The sequence below is a fragment of the Stenotrophomonas sp. Pemsol genome, from assembly GCF_003586545.1.
In the GTDB taxonomy this organism is placed as follows: domain Bacteria; phylum Pseudomonadota; class Gammaproteobacteria; order Xanthomonadales; family Xanthomonadaceae; genus Stenotrophomonas; species Stenotrophomonas sepilia.
Genome location: NZ_CP025780.1, coordinates 2,912,921 through 2,929,207 on the forward strand (window position 1 = coordinate 2,912,921; position 16,287 = coordinate 2,929,207).

At 61.3% G+C, this 16,287-nt stretch carries 13 protein-coding genes; 3 read left to right on the top strand and 10 right to left on the bottom strand.

The window, feature by feature from the left end; all coding sequences use genetic code 11:
* Positions 1–212: 212 nt before the first annotated feature.
* The gene (locus PEM_RS13460) at positions 213–620 is read right to left on the bottom strand and encodes a pilin (protein ID WP_111128014.1); all 408 of its coding nucleotides are present in this window, start codon (positions 618–620) and stop codon (positions 213–215) included.
* A gap of 102 nt (positions 621–722) precedes the next feature.
* Positions 723–1,130 (bottom strand): pilin, encoded by a 408-nt coding sequence (locus PEM_RS13465; RefSeq protein WP_111128016.1) that lies wholly within the window; start codon positions 1,128–1,130, stop codon positions 723–725.
* A gap of 356 nt (positions 1,131–1,486) precedes the next feature.
* Between PEM_RS13465 and PEM_RS13470 the strand changes: the two genes are divergently transcribed.
* Genes PEM_RS13470 through coaE form a run of 3 tightly spaced genes read left to right on the top strand, consistent with a single transcriptional unit; the run spans position 1,487 to position 4,240 of the window.
* The gene (locus PEM_RS13470) at positions 1,487–2,746 is read left to right on the top strand and encodes a type II secretion system F family protein (RefSeq protein WP_111128017.1); all 1,260 of its coding nucleotides are present in this window, start codon (positions 1,487–1,489) and stop codon (positions 2,744–2,746) included.
* Positions 2,747–2,753: 7 nt separating this feature from the next.
* A complete protein-coding gene (locus tag PEM_RS13475; RefSeq protein WP_005418626.1) occupies positions 2,754–3,617 on the top strand; it encodes an A24 family peptidase in 864 nt (287 codons plus the stop codon).
* 11 nt (positions 3,618–3,628) lie between these two features.
* Positions 3,629–4,240, top strand: coding sequence for a dephospho-CoA kinase (gene coaE / locus PEM_RS13480; RefSeq protein ID WP_111128019.1), 612 nt, complete (start codon positions 3,629–3,631; stop codon positions 4,238–4,240).
* A 1,267-nt stretch (positions 4,241–5,507) separates the two neighbouring features.
* Here coaE and PEM_RS20310 read toward each other — a convergent pair.
* The 8 genes from PEM_RS20310 to PEM_RS13520 form a co-directional block, all read right to left on the bottom strand.
* On the bottom strand, positions 5,508–5,699 hold the full coding sequence (locus tag PEM_RS20310; RefSeq protein ID WP_134955241.1) for a hypothetical protein: 192 nt from the start codon (positions 5,697–5,699) through the stop codon (positions 5,508–5,510).
* Positions 5,700–6,142: 443 nt separating this feature from the next.
* Positions 6,143–10,672 (bottom strand): RHS repeat-associated core domain-containing protein, encoded by a 4,530-nt coding sequence (locus PEM_RS13490; protein ID WP_240431552.1) that lies wholly within the window; start codon positions 10,670–10,672, stop codon positions 6,143–6,145.
* 705 nt (positions 10,673–11,377) lie between these two features.
* Positions 11,378–11,764 (bottom strand): hypothetical protein, encoded by a 387-nt coding sequence (locus tag PEM_RS13495; RefSeq protein WP_100473728.1) that lies wholly within the window; start codon positions 11,762–11,764, stop codon positions 11,378–11,380.
* Between the two features lie 529 nt (positions 11,765–12,293).
* Entirely contained in the window at positions 12,294–13,664 is a 1,371-nt protein-coding gene (locus PEM_RS13500) for a HAMP domain-containing sensor histidine kinase (protein ID WP_032954439.1), read from the bottom strand.
* On the bottom strand, positions 13,627–14,304 hold the full coding sequence (locus tag PEM_RS13505) for a response regulator transcription factor (protein ID WP_005410804.1): 678 nt from the start codon (positions 14,302–14,304) through the stop codon (positions 13,627–13,629). The genes PEM_RS13500 and PEM_RS13505 overlap by 38 nt, the downstream gene beginning before the upstream one ends.
* A gap of 162 nt (positions 14,305–14,466) precedes the next feature.
* Complete coding sequence (locus PEM_RS13510; protein WP_111128023.1) at positions 14,467–14,928, bottom strand: hypothetical protein; 462 nt, start codon at positions 14,926–14,928, stop codon at positions 14,467–14,469.
* A gap of 115 nt (positions 14,929–15,043) precedes the next feature.
* On the bottom strand, positions 15,044–15,514 hold the full coding sequence (locus PEM_RS13515) for a hypothetical protein (RefSeq protein ID WP_005418647.1): 471 nt from the start codon (positions 15,512–15,514) through the stop codon (positions 15,044–15,046).
* Between the two features lie 94 nt (positions 15,515–15,608).
* Positions 15,609–16,088, bottom strand: coding sequence for a hypothetical protein (locus PEM_RS13520; RefSeq protein ID WP_005418649.1), 480 nt, complete (start codon positions 16,086–16,088; stop codon positions 15,609–15,611).
* Positions 16,089–16,287 lie beyond the last annotated feature (199 nt).

Below are 16,287 nucleotides of genomic sequence, written 5' to 3' on the forward strand. Positions count from 1 at the left end.
CTCATCATGGGTCAGGCAGTGCGGCGCGCCTTCCAGGGGCACCGCACAGGGCAGCAGAACCTGCCGCGACCCGCTGGCCGACGACGACGCCAATCCTTCAGCATGACTGCCTCGCCCGGCACTCCCAGCCCGGCAGGCACGATCCTGACTCCCCCGGGGATGATAGCCCCGTCAACGGCCCGCCAACATCCCATTGGCAGGCCGAAGTGTGATCAACAGCCGTTTGGGCGATAGCGCGCTTCGAAGGCGCTGCCGTCGCAGGTCCAGGTGCCGTCGGCTGCGCGGCGGAGGATGAGGTCTTTGCCGTTGATCGGCGGAGCCCCACCTACTGTGCAAGTCACGTTGCCCACCCCTGAAGATGCAACCTCGGCATCAAGAGCGGTGCAGCGCTCCGAAACCCTTAACCCAATGTAGTCAGCAGTAATCAAGCTGGCGTCGCGACTGTCTTGAACGACCGTTTCAATCGTGGTTTTGCCTGGCCTGATTTCGGCAAGAGCGGACGTCAACTGGGACTTCGCCACGTAGTCCTGATACATCGGCAAAGCGATCGCCGCCAAGATCGCGATGATCGCAACTACGATCATCAATTCAATCAATGTGAAACCTCGAATTTTGCGCATTCCTCACTCCCCCTGAGTGCGACGAGTCCGGTGGCGCCGTCACTGCCACCAAAAAAGAGGCCCCGACTAGGCGGGGCCTCTGCACAGCTGGGAGCTACCTAATTAGGCGCTCTTGCAGCCGCTCGGAATGTACTTCGCTTCCGTGATCGAGGTGGTGCAGGTCCAGGTGCCGTCAGTATCAGCGCGCTTCAGGGTGATGGTTTCATCCTTGATCTTCGGGCTGCCCGCCAGCGTGCAAGCGATGCTGCCATCAGCGCCGTCGGTCACTTCAATGGCGGTGCAACGCTCAGAAACCTTCAGACCGATTGCAGCAGCATCAGCGATGGCCTTGCCTTCGTTGATGGCAACTTCGAACTGGGTCTTGCCCGGGGTGATTTCAGCCAGGCCAGCAGTCACCTGCGACTTGGCCACGTAGTCCTGGTACATCGGCAGAGCAATGGCGGCCAGGATGGCGATGATCGCAACGACGATCATCAGTTCGATAAGGGTGAAGCCCTTCTGGTTCTTCATTTTGGTACATCCCCAAGATAAGTGGTGGTTGATTTCAGAGCACAGGATCGGTCTGGCCAGTGGCCAGCTGAGCGGGTCCTGCCCCCTGCGGGTGGATCAACGCAGGTTGCGTGCCAACCCCGGCACGCCTCCCCCTGGATTTCCCCGCGCCCATGATGGCAGCTATTTCACGGATGGGAACCCCCTGGATGCGAATCTGCGATGGACGCGGCAATGTGACGCAGTGCGTCACCTTTGGTCGGCACCCGGCACGAATTCGCATCATGGGCCCCTTGGCAACTGCCCAGACGGGCATGAACCCGCTACCATCAGGGGCTAGATGCCCGCCTGGGGATGGCGGGCCTTGGGGAGCCGATATGTCTGTCAGTCGCAGTGCGATCAAGAAGGAGCCCGTGGCGCGCAGCACCACGGAGCTGCAGCCGTTTGTCTGGGAGGGGACCGACAAGCGGGGCGTGAAAATGAAGGGAGAGCAGGCCGCGAAGAACGCGAACCTGCTGCGAGCTGAGCTGCGCCGCCAGGGCATAAACCCCGGTGTGGTCAAACTGAAGTCTAAGCCGCTGTTCGGCGCGGCCGGCAGCAAGATCTCGCCAAAGGACATCGCGTTCTTCAGCCGCCAGATGGCCACCATGATGAAGTCCGGTGTGCCGATCGTCGGGGCACTGGACATCATCGCCAGCGGGCACAAGAACCCGCGCATGAAGAAGATGGTGGAGTCGGTCCGCACCGACATTGAAGGCGGCTCGTCATTGTACGAGGCCGTCAGCAAGCATCCTGTCCAGTTTGACGAGCTCTACCGCAATCTCGTACGTGCTGGCGAAGGTGCCGGCGTGCTCGAAACGGTGCTGGATACCGTCGCTACCTATAAAGAGAACATCGAAGCGCTGAAGGGCAAGATCAAGAAGGCGATGTTCTATCCCGCCATGGTCCTGGCGGTTGCCCTGCTGGTGAGTGGCATCCTGCTGGTCTGGGTGGTGCCGCAGTTCGAGGACGTGTTCAAGGGATTCGGTGCGGACCTGCCCGCCTTCACCCAGATGATCGTGAACATGTCGAGGTTCATGGTCTCGTGGTGGTGGCTGATCCTGCTGGTCATCATTGGTTCGATCGTCGGCTTCATTGCCGCATATAAACGGTCGCCGAAGATGCAGCACAGCATGGACCGGCTGGTCCTGAAGCTGCCGGTCATCGGGCAGATCATGCACAACAGCTCGATCGCTCGCTTCGCCCGTACCACCGCCGTCACCTTCAAGGCCGGCGTGCCCTTGGTGGAGGCCCTGGGCATCGTGGCCGGCGCAACGGGCAATACGGTTTACGAACATGCCGTACTGCGCATGCGCGACGACGTGTCGGTCGGTTACCCGGTCAACATGGCCATGAAGCAGACCGCCCTGTTCCCGCACATGGTCATCCAGATGACCGGGATCGGCGAAGAGGCCGGTGCCCTGGACGCCATGCTGTTCAAGGTGGCCGAGTACTATGAGCAGGAGGTCAACAATGCCGTTGACGCCCTGAGCAGCCTGTTGGAGCCGATCATCATGGTGATCATTGGTACCATCGTCGGCGGCATGGTCATCGGCATGTACCTGCCGATCTTCAAGCTCGCTTCCGTCGTCGGATAATCACTACATGGCATTTCTCGACCAGCATCCCGGCCTCGGCTACCCCGCCGCGGCCGCCCTGGGGCTGCTGCTGGGCAGTTTCCTCAACGTCGTCATCCTGCGCCTGCCCAAGCGGCTGGAGTGGCAGTGGAAGCGCGATGCGCGCGAGGTCCTGGAAGAACCGGACTTCTACGAGCCCCCACCACCGGGGATCGTGGTCGAGCCCTCGCACTGCCCGCACTGCAAGCACAAGCTGAGCTGGTACGAGAACATCCCGCTGTTCAGCTGGATCATCCAGGGCGGCAAGTGCCGCCACTGCAAGGCGCCGATCTCGCTGCAGTACCCGCTGGTCGAGGCCCTGACTTCAGTGCTGGTGCTGGCCTGCGTCTGGCAGTTCGGCTTCGGCTGGCAGGGCTTTGGCGCCATCGTGCTGACCTGCTTCCTGATCGCTTTGTCCGGCATTGACCTGCGCACCCAGCTGCTGCCCGACCAGTTGACCCTACCCCTGATGTGGCTGGGCCTGATAGGCAACATCGACAACCTGTACATGCCGGCCAAGCCTGCATTGGTCGGCGCGGCGGTGGGTTACCTGTCGCTGTGGATGGTCTGGTGGCTGTTCAAGCAGCTGACCGGCAAGGAAGGCATGGGCCACGGCGATTTCAAGCTGCTGGCCGCCCTCGGCGCCTGGTGCGGGCTGAAGGGCATCCTGCCGATCATTCTGCTGTCGTCGGTGCTGGGCGCCATCATCGGTTCGATCTGGCTGTACACCCGGGGCCGTGACCGCGCCACGCCCATTCCGTTCGGCCCCTACCTGGCCATCGCAGGCTGGCTGTACTTCATGTGGGGCGCGCCCGTGGTCGAGCAGTACCTGGTGTTGAGCGGACTGCGCTGAGGGGAATCCCCATGAGCCGGTATGTAGTGGGCCTGACCGGCGGCATTGCCGCCGGCAAGAGCGAGGTGACCCGGCGCTTCGAGGCGCTGGGCATCGTGGTGGCCGACGCCGATCTGGCCGCCCGCGCGGTGGTCGCTGCCGGCAGCCCCGCCCTGAACCGCATCGCCGAGCGCTTCGGCGCCGACATGCTGCAGGCGGATGGCAGCCTGGACCGGGCGCGCCTGCGTGCCCACGTGTTCGCCGACCCGGCCGAACGGGCGGCACTGGAAGCGATCACCCACCCGGCCATCCGCCTGCTGATGCAACAGCAGTGCGAGCAGGCCGCCAGCCCCTATGCGATTGCCGCCATTCCGCTACTGACCGAGGTCGGTGGGCGGACCGCCTACCCGTGGCTGGACCGGGTGCTGCTGGTGGATGCACCCGAAGCCGTGCAGCACGCCCGGCTGATGCAGCGCGACGGCATCGACGCCGCACTGGCCGACAAGATGATCGCCGCCCAAGCCAGCCGCACGCAGCGGTTGGCACTGGCCGATGATGTGGTGGTCAACGATGGCCACCCGGAAGACCTGCAGGCGCAGGTGGAAGCGCTGCATGAGCGCTATTTGGATTTGGCTGGGGGCTGAGCCGTCCGCATTGCGCGGAAGCGCTTTCACACACAACTTGGATCTCCTGAGATATTTCATCCACTCATCTCGATCGGCCTCGGCGTCCCTTTTTCCGCCTACGCCTTTCCGCAGATCCTTTTCCGTGCCAAACCACAATGGAAACAAAAATGAACATCACCCCCGCAACAACCCAGGAAAAGCCCATCAACTTGTTATAGACCGATTGCCCGAACAAACGAATCAAGGCGCTATACAGACCGCAGTTCGCTCGGCAAGGACTTGTCCCAATCAATGCATCGTCCATGACCGCCACGCCATAGACGACCATCAGCACACCTACGAGACATCCGAAAAGACGCACGGCAACCATCTATCTTCCTGTGTGCGCACCAAAGACTCTGCTATGGGCGCGAAGAACGCCAATCTCTTGGTGGATGAATCAAGCCCCTCAGCTCTACGGCTCAAGAATTCCTGATCGCCCTCGCTCGATCAAAGTGAAGTCGTACTCAGCGTCTGCACAGTGCAGCAGACCGAATCCAGGCGCTCGCAACAACGCACCTCGTCCGAGGTACCGCCACTCTTCCGCGGAAAAGCCAACTGCATAAGACTCATCATCGATCACGGCAACCACGATCCCGCGCGTTCCGCCACCAAGATCAACGGTGTCGCCAAGTAACACCTTTTCCCCATGTGGGTAGTTCATAGGAAGCACTCAGGAAAGTCCATGAATGTCGACGAGATCAGAGCGGGCTTCGAGCTCAAGCATGCTTCGGATAGCGCCATACGGGGCGGCCGATTCGGATCTCCATTGTCGGCCACCAACAGGACCGAGCTAGACATACGGATCGAAATCCAATGAGACTCCACTAGACGCCATCAGTCTGATCACGTCACAAGAAAGATTGAAACCCGGCCACACCCCGCGCTGACTCGATAGGCGTACTCCCACCTCCAGCGCCCACACCTTCGCCTCTCCTCCCACCTTCTCAAGGCCGCGCTGCAACGCTTCATGAACTCCCCCTTGGATGTCGCCAGTTCCACATTGCTGGCGCTCGACTCTGGAAAGGATGACTTCTTCACCACTTACAGGAGAGTCACCAACGAGAACGACAACCAGCTCAGGTCGCGTCGATGGAGCACATTCCTCCTCCAATTCCAAACCATCTGCGCCGCCGTCTCCAGTCAACTCGGGATCAAAACTTAATGAGGCAGATATAGATGCCATCTTTTCAAGGGTTGCGGAAGAGAGATTTAGACACGCCCTATCTCCCTCGCCTACCCGAACTCACACGGTGATCTCAGGAGCCTGATGGGTCGACTCAGCCAGGATTGCCGCTCCGCGACATTCAATGACTTTCCTGATCAGAACATCCGCAGCATCCAGCTCATTCACTTCGCGCGACAGCGGCGCCATCAAGTCACAGCTCGCACAGCCAGTTACCGAAGCCGTCAATTTCACTTCAATCTCAGGATGCATCACTTCCACCGATGATTGGCAACTTCCACGAATAGAGCAGCGGATTATACGAACACCAGAATGATGCAATCGAAGCTTCGCTGCGGACCGAGCCGCTTGCAATGCGCGGAAGCCCTTTCGCGCATGACTTGGATTTACTGAGACATTCCATCCACTCATCTCTATCGACGTCGGCGTCCCTTCTTCCGCCTACGCCTTTCCGCGAGTCCTTTTCCGCGCCAAACCACAACGGAAACAAAAATGAACATCACTCCCGCAACAATCCAGGAAAAGCCCATCAATTTGTTATAGATCGACTGGCCGAACAAACGAATCAAGGCGCTATACAGACCACAGTTCGCTCGGCAAGGCCCTGTCCCAATCAATGCATCGTCCATGACTGCAACGCCATAGACGACCATCAATAGACCCACAAGAAAGCCGAATATCCGCAGGACCACCACTTATCTGCGCCCCTTCCAATTGATTAACGTGTCGCGCACTATCTCAATGATATCGGCAGACTCGACCTCGGGCCTTGATAGAAGTGGCGGATACGGATTTGTATAGTAGGCGCTCGCACAAGAGCAGCCGCGCGCATGAACCTGCGCCACAGTTGGATCAGACGGAAATCCGCCCACCATTACGTCGCCACTGGTACAGCGGTCCTGAGATGCCCTGCAAATTTCAACGGCACAATACTGGGTGTAGTCATGCTCACTCACAAGACTTGCCGCGTTCTCCAATGACCCCACGTCCTCAGGCGAAAGCCCCCGTGAATAGATGGGCGAGGAGAGTGAGTTCGATTGAACCGCTCTTACTTGCGCACGAAGCGCCTGCCTTCTCTGTGCTGAGTTCCCGCCCCCATGTCTATTCATGTTCGGCGGGGCTCCGCCTCTCAGCCCCAGTGGGTCCACTAGTGACAACGGATCTCCTTCGACATAGGAAAACGTTGACAACCCACCCCATAGTCCAATGGGATCACTCTGCAGATATCGTCCCGTCTCAGAATCATAGTCGCGGCGGTAGTTGTAGAAGAGTCCATTTGCATCCGTGGTCTGTTGCCCCGGAAAGCGCAGCGCCAGCTCGAACGCCACACCGTCTCCGTCCGGATCGGCATTCGGAATCTGGTTGCCGAACACTTCACTCTTACTGCTCCACTCCCAGATCGCCGAATCGCGCGCCGGGTCGATCACCACGCGCGGCGTGCCCAGATGATCCGGCTGGACATAGGCCAGCTCCGGAACACCGTTACCCCGCACATTGATCAGCGCCACCGGATAGTTTTCCAGCCAGATGGCTTGCTGCTGTGCCTGGCCCGTGGCCGAATAGTTGCCCAGCCACTTCCCCGCTTCGTCATACAGGGTGATCTGAGCAGCGCCACCGGCTGGGGTGCGCAGCACGCGCTCACCGCGATGGTTGTAGGCGTAGCTTTCCAGCACAGCTTTGCCCTGCTTCACCGCGTTCATGCGATTGGCATCGCTATAGGTGAACGCCTTGCTGCCGATGCTGGTGGTGTTACCCGCTGCGTCATGGCTACGTGCCTCGCCATCCACCGCGGTCAACCGGTGGCTGGTTGCTGGATAGGTGTAGCTGGCGGTACCTGCCGAGGTGGTCAGCGCGGTCCGATTACCGGTGGCGTCATAGGCATAGGTTTCAATCGGCGTGCCGGTTGCACCATCCCGGGTCTGAGTCAGGCGGCCCAGCGCATCGTAGCCATATCGCGCCAGCGTGGTCGTCCCGGTGCCGTCCTTGACTTCAACAATATTCCCATCCGCGTCGTAGCCGAATCCGATGGACAAGCCTCCGGGCGCCGCGTCATACACCCGAGTCGGACGGTAATCGGCATCCAACTCCCGAAGCAGATGGCGGCCGTTACCGTACGCCCAACCCGTCATCGGGCCAAACGGTGCGTACGTGATGTTGGTAACGACCACCTTCCGAGCCTGCCCTGGAAGCGTCAGTCCTACCTCACTGGCACGGCCCAGATTGTCGTAGGCATAGTCGGTGATACTGCCATCCGGATAGGTCAACCGCTCCAGCCTCCCCGCCTTGGTGTAGGAGTAGCGCAGAGTCAAACCAACCCCGTCGACCGTCTGTACCTTGCGTACCAACTGACCGAAACGGTCATAGCAGTATGCCGTACTGCCACCCGCATGCAGCACCTGACCCACGCGCCCCTCGCCGAAGCGCTCACCAGCCGGGCAGACCGCAGGGGCAGCATCATAGGCGTAGACCACATCCAGATTCGGGTCCGCATAAGTGATGCTCTTGAGGCGGTTAAGCACATCGTAGCTGTAGGTCGCTTTCACACCGCGCGCATCGGTGCGCGTCGTGCGATTGCCCATAGCATCCACCGTGAAACCGTCACTGCCAGTATCGGGACTAAGCTGGCCCTGGGGAGCACCAAAACCATCGTATGTGTACTGAGTGGCAAGGCCCTTGGGATCGACGACCTGCTCTACCTGCCCGTTGGCGGAATAGGCATAGCGGACTTCGGCATTGATCCCACCCGCGTCTTGAATCTGCACTTTGGGGCGATCTGCACCATCATAGGTACTCTTTGAAACAACACCCAGCGGACTCTCGGTCTCCAGCACGTTGCCATTGGCATCATGACGGAAGAGGAAAGGCTGTCCGTCAGCACCCACCTGTCGGGTCATCTGGCTATGGGTGTCGAACTGACGATCCCCAAACCGCTTCAACGCACCACTACTGTCCCGAACTTCTTCGCGGACGCGGTTGCCAGCGGCGTCCAGGATGTAGGTGACACGGTTACCGGCCGCGTCCTCGATGGCCACCAGTCGATCAGCCGTGTCATAGACCATGCGAACCCACACACCATCTGGCCCGGTGACACGAGTCCGCTTGCCCGTTGAGCTGTACTCATAAAGGCTGATGCGGTCATTGGCCGGCACATCGCCCTTGAGCGTCTCCGTCAGAACGCGCCCCATCGAATCGAACAACCGCTCGACTACGGAACCATCGATGCCACGAATCTGAACCGGGTTACCGAGCGCGTCATACTCCAGCAACTCGGTGCGCTGACCCAACGCATTGACGATTGCCCGCAGGTCGCCCTTGCGATGGGAACATGCGCCCCCTGCGTCACAGCCCGGATCATTTGCGCCGAAGTACTCAAACTGCGTGACATTGCCCGCCGGATCCTTGATCGAGCGCTGAAGGCCCACGAGGGGGCACAGCATTGCATTGGCGGCCACATCTGCATCCGTGCAATACGCACGTGCCGTCTGCCGGACATTGCCAGGCGCAACGGGTAGGGAGCCACACACGTAATCCGTGCCCTGCGTTGCATCGTACTGGCATGAATAGAGAGCACGCCCCGCTGTATCCAGCACTTCTCTATCAAGCGAAACGAGCTGTTCATCGCCAGCGTTCTTCTGGCTCACACGTTGTTCAATCACCCTGTTGCCCGAATCACGGACCGTCCGCGTCACCCGCCCCAATGATTCCTCTGTCGTCGTCAGCACCTGCGAAACCGGGCCACTACTGGAGTCAGCGTAGGCGTATGACGTCCGATTCCCCAGCGCGTCCTGCGTATAGGAGGGTCGGCCATTTGGCGTAAACCCGAACGACTTGCTCCCGTTTGAGTCCGTGGTTTGGGTGATCTGCCGGAACTTCTCACCGCCAATGAAGTTCTGACGGACCTCACCCAGGCTGTTCACGGTCGTCGCCGAGCCATCACTGTTGTAGTTAATGGTGATGGCATCCACAGACTGCCCCGCCGACCAGAGATGGCTCCCCGTGACCTTGGCCTTCTCGTTGTACGAGAACGTTGCGTACCGCACGCCGCCTTCGACGATGCCCGTCAACAGGTTACGCCCCGCCGCCGGGGCGAGCCCAGGCTCCGCGTACAGATACTGTCGAGAGGTGCCATCGGGCCTTACGACCCCTGTAAGGTTATCGAAGTCATCGTAGGTGTATGTAGCCGCTGAGCCGTCGGGGAGCGTAATTGAGATCAGCCTGCCACGTTCGTAGGCGAAGACCAATGACCGACCCAACCCATCAACGGCTCGCCGCAGTCTGCCATTCGCATCGTAGTGAAGCGAGACGCCGTTCTTTGGATCAGGGTCGCCGATCGCAATCAAACGTCTCTGCGCATCGAAACGCCGTGTTGATCCTGACGCCTCAATGAGCTCGAAGCCACCGTCAGGAAGCTTCCTGAGCATCTCTGCAGAAGCGCGATCCCCGCGTCCGGACAGATACGTCTCCAGGTAACCTCTTTCTGTGAAGCGCCCGGTGCCATAAACAGTCGTCAGCATTCCCATGTAAGTATGGGACCAGTTCACGCCCAACTCGGGTGAGATCTGGATCTGCCCCAGCGAGTGATAGGAACGGACGAAGTCCTTCCCTGCAAACTGGAAATCCACTTCAAACCGTGCTTTATCGCCCGTGGCGGGAAAACACGGATTGCAGTTTCCAGGCGCCGATTCAGTCTGCGTTATGTTGTACACATAGATTGCCTGCGCCGGCATAGTCGGCTCGCACAGTAGAGGCCAATCCAAGCCAAGTCCGCCCGGGACGTACGCAGGATTGTCAGCATGCTTCGGCTGGAAACCCGCTGGGCAATCAAAATGCTGAATCTTCGCCAGCGAGAAGTTACGCAGGGAAGGAGGCTCGTTACCATTACCCCAACCCGGGCACCAAACGGTGTAGTTGTACTTTCGATTCGCCGCTCCCGGCAGAGCCGACGAGAACGAGATTGAGCCGTAGCCATAAGTTCGACGAACACTCGCATAATCCGGTGCGTAGCTTCCCTCGAAACCTTCCTCAACATGAGGACAAGCTGGCCAAGTTGCTCTGAAGTTCGCCAACATCCCCTTGACCGCTTCTTCCTCATTTGCGCATTTTGTGGCGTTGTAAGGATCGATCGCTGGGGAGCAGATGCCTTGACGTGAGTCCCAACCCGATATCACGTAGCCGGGCGGGTACAGGACACTGGGGGAATGATCATCTACGGTATAGCGGATCATGAAGACCGGACCACTCGCAGAATCCATGTACTGATGTGTCTCGCGCCTACGCCAGAGGTTGCCGTACGAACCGGCATTTTCCCGAAGCTCGGCCTCCGCCTCATAAAGGCTTGAGAAACACCTTTCGTAGCAGTATCTCGTTACCCGCTCCTGAGCGTTAGCATTGAGGGAGAAGATCCCACCTAGCATCAGGATCAAGACAGGAAATCCGAAAGCCGCTACAGCCCGGCATAGATGCGCAGCCCGATCTTTCAATGAGGCCACCGAGGCGATCTGCCGCATTGCGGCCAGCGCACATCCGGTCGAATCTAAACACAGAACACCCACAACCACCTCCTTGTGGAAAAAGCGAAAGAAAGCAATGCTACAAGGGCGCACCTAATTCCAAGCATTAGCCTTGCGATGGCCTGTGCACGGCTTCCTTCTGACTCTACACAGGAGACGCTTCCTGTGAAACCTTGGTGCCGCATCCAGACGCAGAGCATTGGACTGTGGCAATTGAGCTGCGATCCCCTCCCGCCTCATCGTGGCAAGCGAGTTCATCGCATATCCCCATCGTTAGGGGCAGCAAGACGTAACGGCAGTTTGTGGCCGCCCGACCGCCCCGAAGCAGCGCGCGAAGCGGCCACAAGCGGACCACAGAAAGCGTACGCGCGACCCAAGGCAGTTGCGGCAGCAGATCGCGCATCCACGCATTGCGTGGACCTACTCCAGCTGCAGGCGGGCATAGCGGGCCAGTTCTCGTGCGCCAAGCAGCAATCCATCTACGACATCCGGGCTGAGCTGCTGGTGGGCACCGCCCTGTTCGCGGGCCGCCTCGGCGGCGTGCAGCACCTGCATGAGTGCATTCAAGCCGGCCAGGGTGCGGCTGAGGCCGGCCATGGTGGCCGCCTGTGCCGGGCTGAGGCCCTGTGCTTCCAATCGCCGCCCGTCGGCTGCATCGCGACCGTCCATGCGGGCCAGCAACGCAGGCAGCAGATCCTTGGGATCATCGAGCAGGGTTTCGACGCGTTCGGCGACGTCGGCCGGCAGCAGGTCGGCGGCTTCGCCGATCAGGGCGTGCAGCTGGGGGAACAAGGGGCGTGCGGACATAGTGAATCTCCTCGCAGACGACGAGCCACCTGCGGATGCGAGGTGGCGGACGGTGCGGGTTGGCGTACCGGAGACCCAACAACTCAAGCGCGAGGAAAAAGACTCCAGCGGATTCTGATGAATCCCCACGCACCATCCGCCGAAACAAGGCAGCCGATGCATTTTCCGTGATGAGCCGCAGCACACCCGGAGCGCTTGAGTTGAAGGTTTTTTTCAGGACGCCAATCCCGGCCAGGGCACCTGCCCCGGCCGACCCATCTGGCCATCACGCAGCGCTGTGATCTGTAAGGAAATTCTCAAGCCGCAGTTGAGGGTGCGAATGCGTGCATGCGGACACGCACGCGGCGTGGCGGCGATCACGGTGATGTCGTGTTGGGCTTCTGGCCCTGGGTTCCTGCGAGGGGGATTCGGTGGCACAAGCGACACTGGGCGCTATACGGCGCCGGCCGGATTCGTGCCGACCAAGGTCGGCACCTACCAAAGCAGAGCCATTGCCGACCAAGGTCGGCACCCACCAAAGCAGAGGCCCTTACAACGGCTTCGGCGAGAATGTCAGGGTGGCGATCACGCCGCGCTCGCCACCGGGGCGCACGCTCACCTGCCAGCCATACAGATCGCACAGGCGGCTGACGATCGACAGGCCGATGCCACCGCCCTGCGAATGGCCGGCATGCGTGCCGCGATAGCCGCGCTGGAACAGCTTGGCGGCATCCTCTTCGCTCAGCCCCGGTCCGCTGTCGGTCACCGACACCGAATTGCTGCCGACAAAGACGCGCACTTCGCCATCCTGCGAGTACTTCACCGCGTTGCCGATCAGGTTGCCCAGCGCCACCGACAACGCGGCTTCCGGCGCATCGATCACCAGGTTGCGCTCGCCTTCCAGTGCCAGTTCCAATGGCTTGCCGCCCAGCTGTGCACGGTGGGCGTCCAGCAGCTGTTCGGCTACGCGGGCGACGTTGCTGGTGCCCTGCCCGCGTTCGTTGCGCGACAGCAGCAGCAGTGCGCCGATCAGGTCGCTGCACTGTTGTTCGGCGCGCTGGATGCGCTGCAGACGCTGCAGCACCTTCTCATCCAGGCCGGGCCGGGTCAGCAGCAGTTCGGTGGCGCCACGGATCACCGCCAGCGGCGTGCGCAGCTCGTGGCTGACGTCGGCATTGAACTCACGGTCGCGCTGCACCACTTCGGTCAGCCGCGACGAATAGTCATCCAGCGCCTGCGCCAGTTGCCCCACTTCGTCATCGGGGAAACGTGGCGCCAGCGGCTCGGGCTCGCTGGTGCCGCCGCGATAGGCGCGCAACCGCGCGGCCAGGTCCGAGACCGGCTTCATCACCTTCGACGCCGACCACCAGCCCAGCACCAGCGACAACAGGCTGAACACCAGCACCGACAGCACCAGCGCGCGGTTGAGCTGCTGCCCGCCACGCACGCTGTCGGTCATGTCGTAAGCCAGGAATGCCCAGGCGTCGGGCGTCTTGCGCACGGCCAGCTTGTACGAATAGCGCTGGCCGCGCTCATCCACGCCGCCCATGTTGTACAGGCCATCCTTGAACTCGTACCAGTCCGGCTCTTCCTCGCGCAGCGCCTCGAACTTGTCAGGCTTGATCAGGCGCGCACGCATCTGCTGCACGGGCAGGTCAGGGTTGCGATCCGGGCTCTCGTAGAACCGCCGCACGTACTCGTTGATGTTGCGGTTCATCACGTCTTCCACCAGCTGGTTTTCCACGCGCATGCGGGCCCAGTTGGTGGCGAACGCGAACAGTGTCGTCAGGCAGAAGCCCAACAACACGAACGAGACGATGATGCGGCTGCGCAGGCGCCGCCGATACGGCGAACGCCGGCGCTCCCCCTTGGTTGCCACGGAATCAGGCTTCCGGGGTGGCGATGCGGTATCCGATGCCATGGCGGGTCTGGATCAGCGGCACTTCAAACGGCTTGTCGACCACCGCACGCAGGCCGTGGATGTGGACACGCAGCGAATCCGAGTCGGGCAGCTCTTCGCCCCAGACGCGGGTTTCCAGCTCCTGGCGGGTGACCACGGCCGGCGCGGCTTCCATCAGGGCCTGCAGGATCTTCAGCGCGGTCGGATTGAGCTGCAGCAGCTTGCCCTGGCGACGCACTTCCAGCGTGTCCAGGTTGTATTCCAGATCGCCGGTTTCCAGCACGCGGGTCTGCACGCCCTTGCCGCGGCGCGACAAAGCGTTCAAGCGCACTTCCACTTCCTGCAGCGCGAACGGCTTGATCAGGTAGTCGTCGGCACCAGAATCGAAACCGGCCAGCTTGTTGTCCAGCGAGTCGCGGGCGGTCAGCATCAGTACGGGGGTCTGCTTGCGCGCTTCGTTGCGCAGCTTGCGGCAGACTTCAATGCCGTCCATGCCCGGCAGGTTCAGGTCCAGAACGATGGCGTCGAACTCGTGGACCACCGCCAGGTGCAGGCCGGTCACGCCGTCGGCGGCGAAGTCCACGGTGTGGCCACGATCCTCAAGGTAGTCGCCAAGGTTGGCGGCGATGTCGCTGTTGTCTTCGATTACGAGAATGCGCACTGGGACCTCTGGTTCTTGAAGGGTCGTCGGGGGGCCAGGCCCACCTGCTCAGGATGCCCCTGTGCGGGTGGACGCGACGTCTACCTGCTGAACGATACAGGTTCCATTCTTAACATTTCGTACCGGAGGGACGACACCGGCAAACGCCCCCGGGGCGAGCGCTCAGCGGCTGATGCGCTGCTGGTCGGTCAGCGCCCGGCGGCTCTCTTCCTGGGCTTTGCGACGCTGGGCCACGGTCAGGCAGACGCTGGTCGGCATGTTGCTGCCGGTCAGGCGCTCGCGGCGGCAGATCATGCGGCTGTCGGCCTGGGCGCGGGTCATGATGGTGTTGACGATCTCCTGCTCGTTGAACAGGTCGTTGCGCTCCTGCGGGGCCAGCTCATCCAACTTCTCGCGGCCATTCATCTTGATCCGGATCCGGTTCAGCGCCTGTTGCACGCGGCTCTTGTCCTCCAGCCCGATCTCGCTGTAGTCCTCGCTGCCCATGGCCGTTTCAACGCGGCGGATCTGCTCGGATACCGGGGTGAAGGAATCCATCTGCACGGTGTCCTTCTGCGCCTTGGCCTGCACGGTGACCACCAGGCCGAGCGACAGCATCAGGGCGAGCGTAGTAGTGCGGTACATGACGAGCTCCATGTTCGTCCATGAATAGGGTCTCGACTTTACGGTTCCGCCGATGCGTCCACACGGGACGCACGGCAGGGTGACCGATGGCGGCCTGCGACCGGTCCAACCACGGTTACGGCTTGTAGTTGTTGAAACGCTGGTTGTCGTTGAGGGCCTTGCGGCTGTCTTCCTGCGCCTTGCGGCGCTGGGCCACGGTCAGGCAGACGCTCTGCGGCATGTTGCTGCCGGTGGTGCGCTCGCGGCGGCAGACCATGCGGCTGTCGGCATGGGCGCGGGTCATGATCGTGTTGATCACTTCCTGGTCGTTGAAGATCTCGGTGCGGTCCTGCGGGCTCAACTGCTCTACCCGTTCGTGGTCGCCCATCTTGATCTTGATACGGCCCAGCGCCTGCTGCACACGGCTTTTGTCTTCCAGCCCGATCTCGCTGTAGTCCTCGGTGTTGATCGCCGTCTCAACGTTGCGGATCTGTTCGGCCACCGGTGCGTTGGCGTCGAACTTCACCTGCCCTTTCTCGGGCTTGGCGTGCGCGGTGGTGGCCAGTGCCAGGCCCAGCATCAGGGCGAAGGGGGTCATGCGCTGCATTGTTACCTCCAGGTTCTTCCATGAGTGGAACACCGACCCTGCGGTGCCACCGATACGCCGTTACGGCACCCCAGTGGACCGAAAGGCGGTGCGGTCAACGCCCGGCGGGCGGTGGGCTGAGCGTGTTGTAGCTGCGCTGGTCGTTGATCAGCGCCTTGCCTTTCTCTTCGATCCGGCGCCGTTCGGCCACGGTCAGGCAGCGGCTCCTGGGCATGTTGCTGCCGGTGGTGCGTTCGTACCTGCAGATCTGCCGGCTGTCGTCATGGCCACGCGCCATCAGGGTGTTGATGCGTTCCTGCTCGTTGAAGACCTCGGCCTGCAACTGCGGCGGCAGCTCCTGCACGGTCTGGCGTTCGCCCATGTGCTGGCGGATACGCGACAGCGCCTGCTGCACCTGGCCGCGATCCTCGGCAGACAGTTCGGCATAGTCGGGGGCAGCCAGCGCGGTTTCCACCTGGCGCATCTGCTCGGCGACCGACCCCTGCCGGTCCATCTGTACAGCGACTTTCTCCGGCTTGGCGGCAACAGCGCCAGACAGGCCCAGCAGCAACGCGATCGTCATGATGCGGTACATCGCCAACCTCCCGATCCATCCCGGAACGAAGGGCCAACTCTACGACCGTCACGCGGCCTCCACAAGAGACCTTGGGCACAGAGCCGACAGGCATAAAAAAGGCCCAGGCGGTGCACCCGCCTGGGCCTGAAGTCGTATCCCGATACCGATCCTGCTGAGAGGCAGAGCTGCGGTTCGCTGAAGCCTACGCCGGGGCCGA

Coding starts and splice junctions, on each gene's coding strand:
- PEM_RS13500 (WP_032954439.1), bottom strand. CDS start 13,664: ATGGCATCGGATACCGCATCGCCACCCCGGAAGCCTGATTCCGTGGCA.
- PEM_RS13490 (WP_240431552.1), bottom strand. CDS start 10,672: ATGATCCGCTATACCGTAGATGATCATTCCCCCAGTGTCCTGTACCCG.
- PEM_RS13520 (WP_005418649.1), bottom strand. CDS start 16,088: ATGTACCGCATCATGACGATCGCGTTGCTGCTGGGCCTGTCTGGCGCT.
- PEM_RS13475 (WP_005418626.1), top strand. CDS start 2,754: ATGGCATTTCTCGACCAGCATCCCGGCCTCGGCTACCCCGCCGCGGCC.
- PEM_RS13510 (WP_111128023.1), bottom strand. CDS start 14,928: ATGTACCGCACTACTACGCTCGCCCTGATGCTGTCGCTCGGCCTGGTG.
- PEM_RS13460 (WP_111128014.1), bottom strand. CDS start 620: ATGCGCAAAATTCGAGGTTTCACATTGATTGAATTGATGATCGTAGTT.
- PEM_RS13495 (WP_100473728.1), bottom strand. CDS start 11,764: ATGTCCGCACGCCCCTTGTTCCCCCAGCTGCACGCCCTGATCGGCGAA.
- coaE (WP_111128019.1), top strand. CDS start 3,629: ATGAGCCGGTATGTAGTGGGCCTGACCGGCGGCATTGCCGCCGGCAAG.
- PEM_RS13515 (WP_005418647.1), bottom strand. CDS start 15,514: ATGCAGCGCATGACCCCCTTCGCCCTGATGCTGGGCCTGGCACTGGCC.
- PEM_RS13465 (WP_111128016.1), bottom strand. CDS start 1,130: ATGAAGAACCAGAAGGGCTTCACCCTTATCGAACTGATGATCGTCGTT.
- PEM_RS20310 (WP_134955241.1), bottom strand. CDS start 5,699: ATGCATCCTGAGATTGAAGTGAAATTGACGGCTTCGGTAACTGGCTGT.
- PEM_RS13470 (WP_111128017.1), top strand. CDS start 1,487: ATGTCTGTCAGTCGCAGTGCGATCAAGAAGGAGCCCGTGGCGCGCAGC.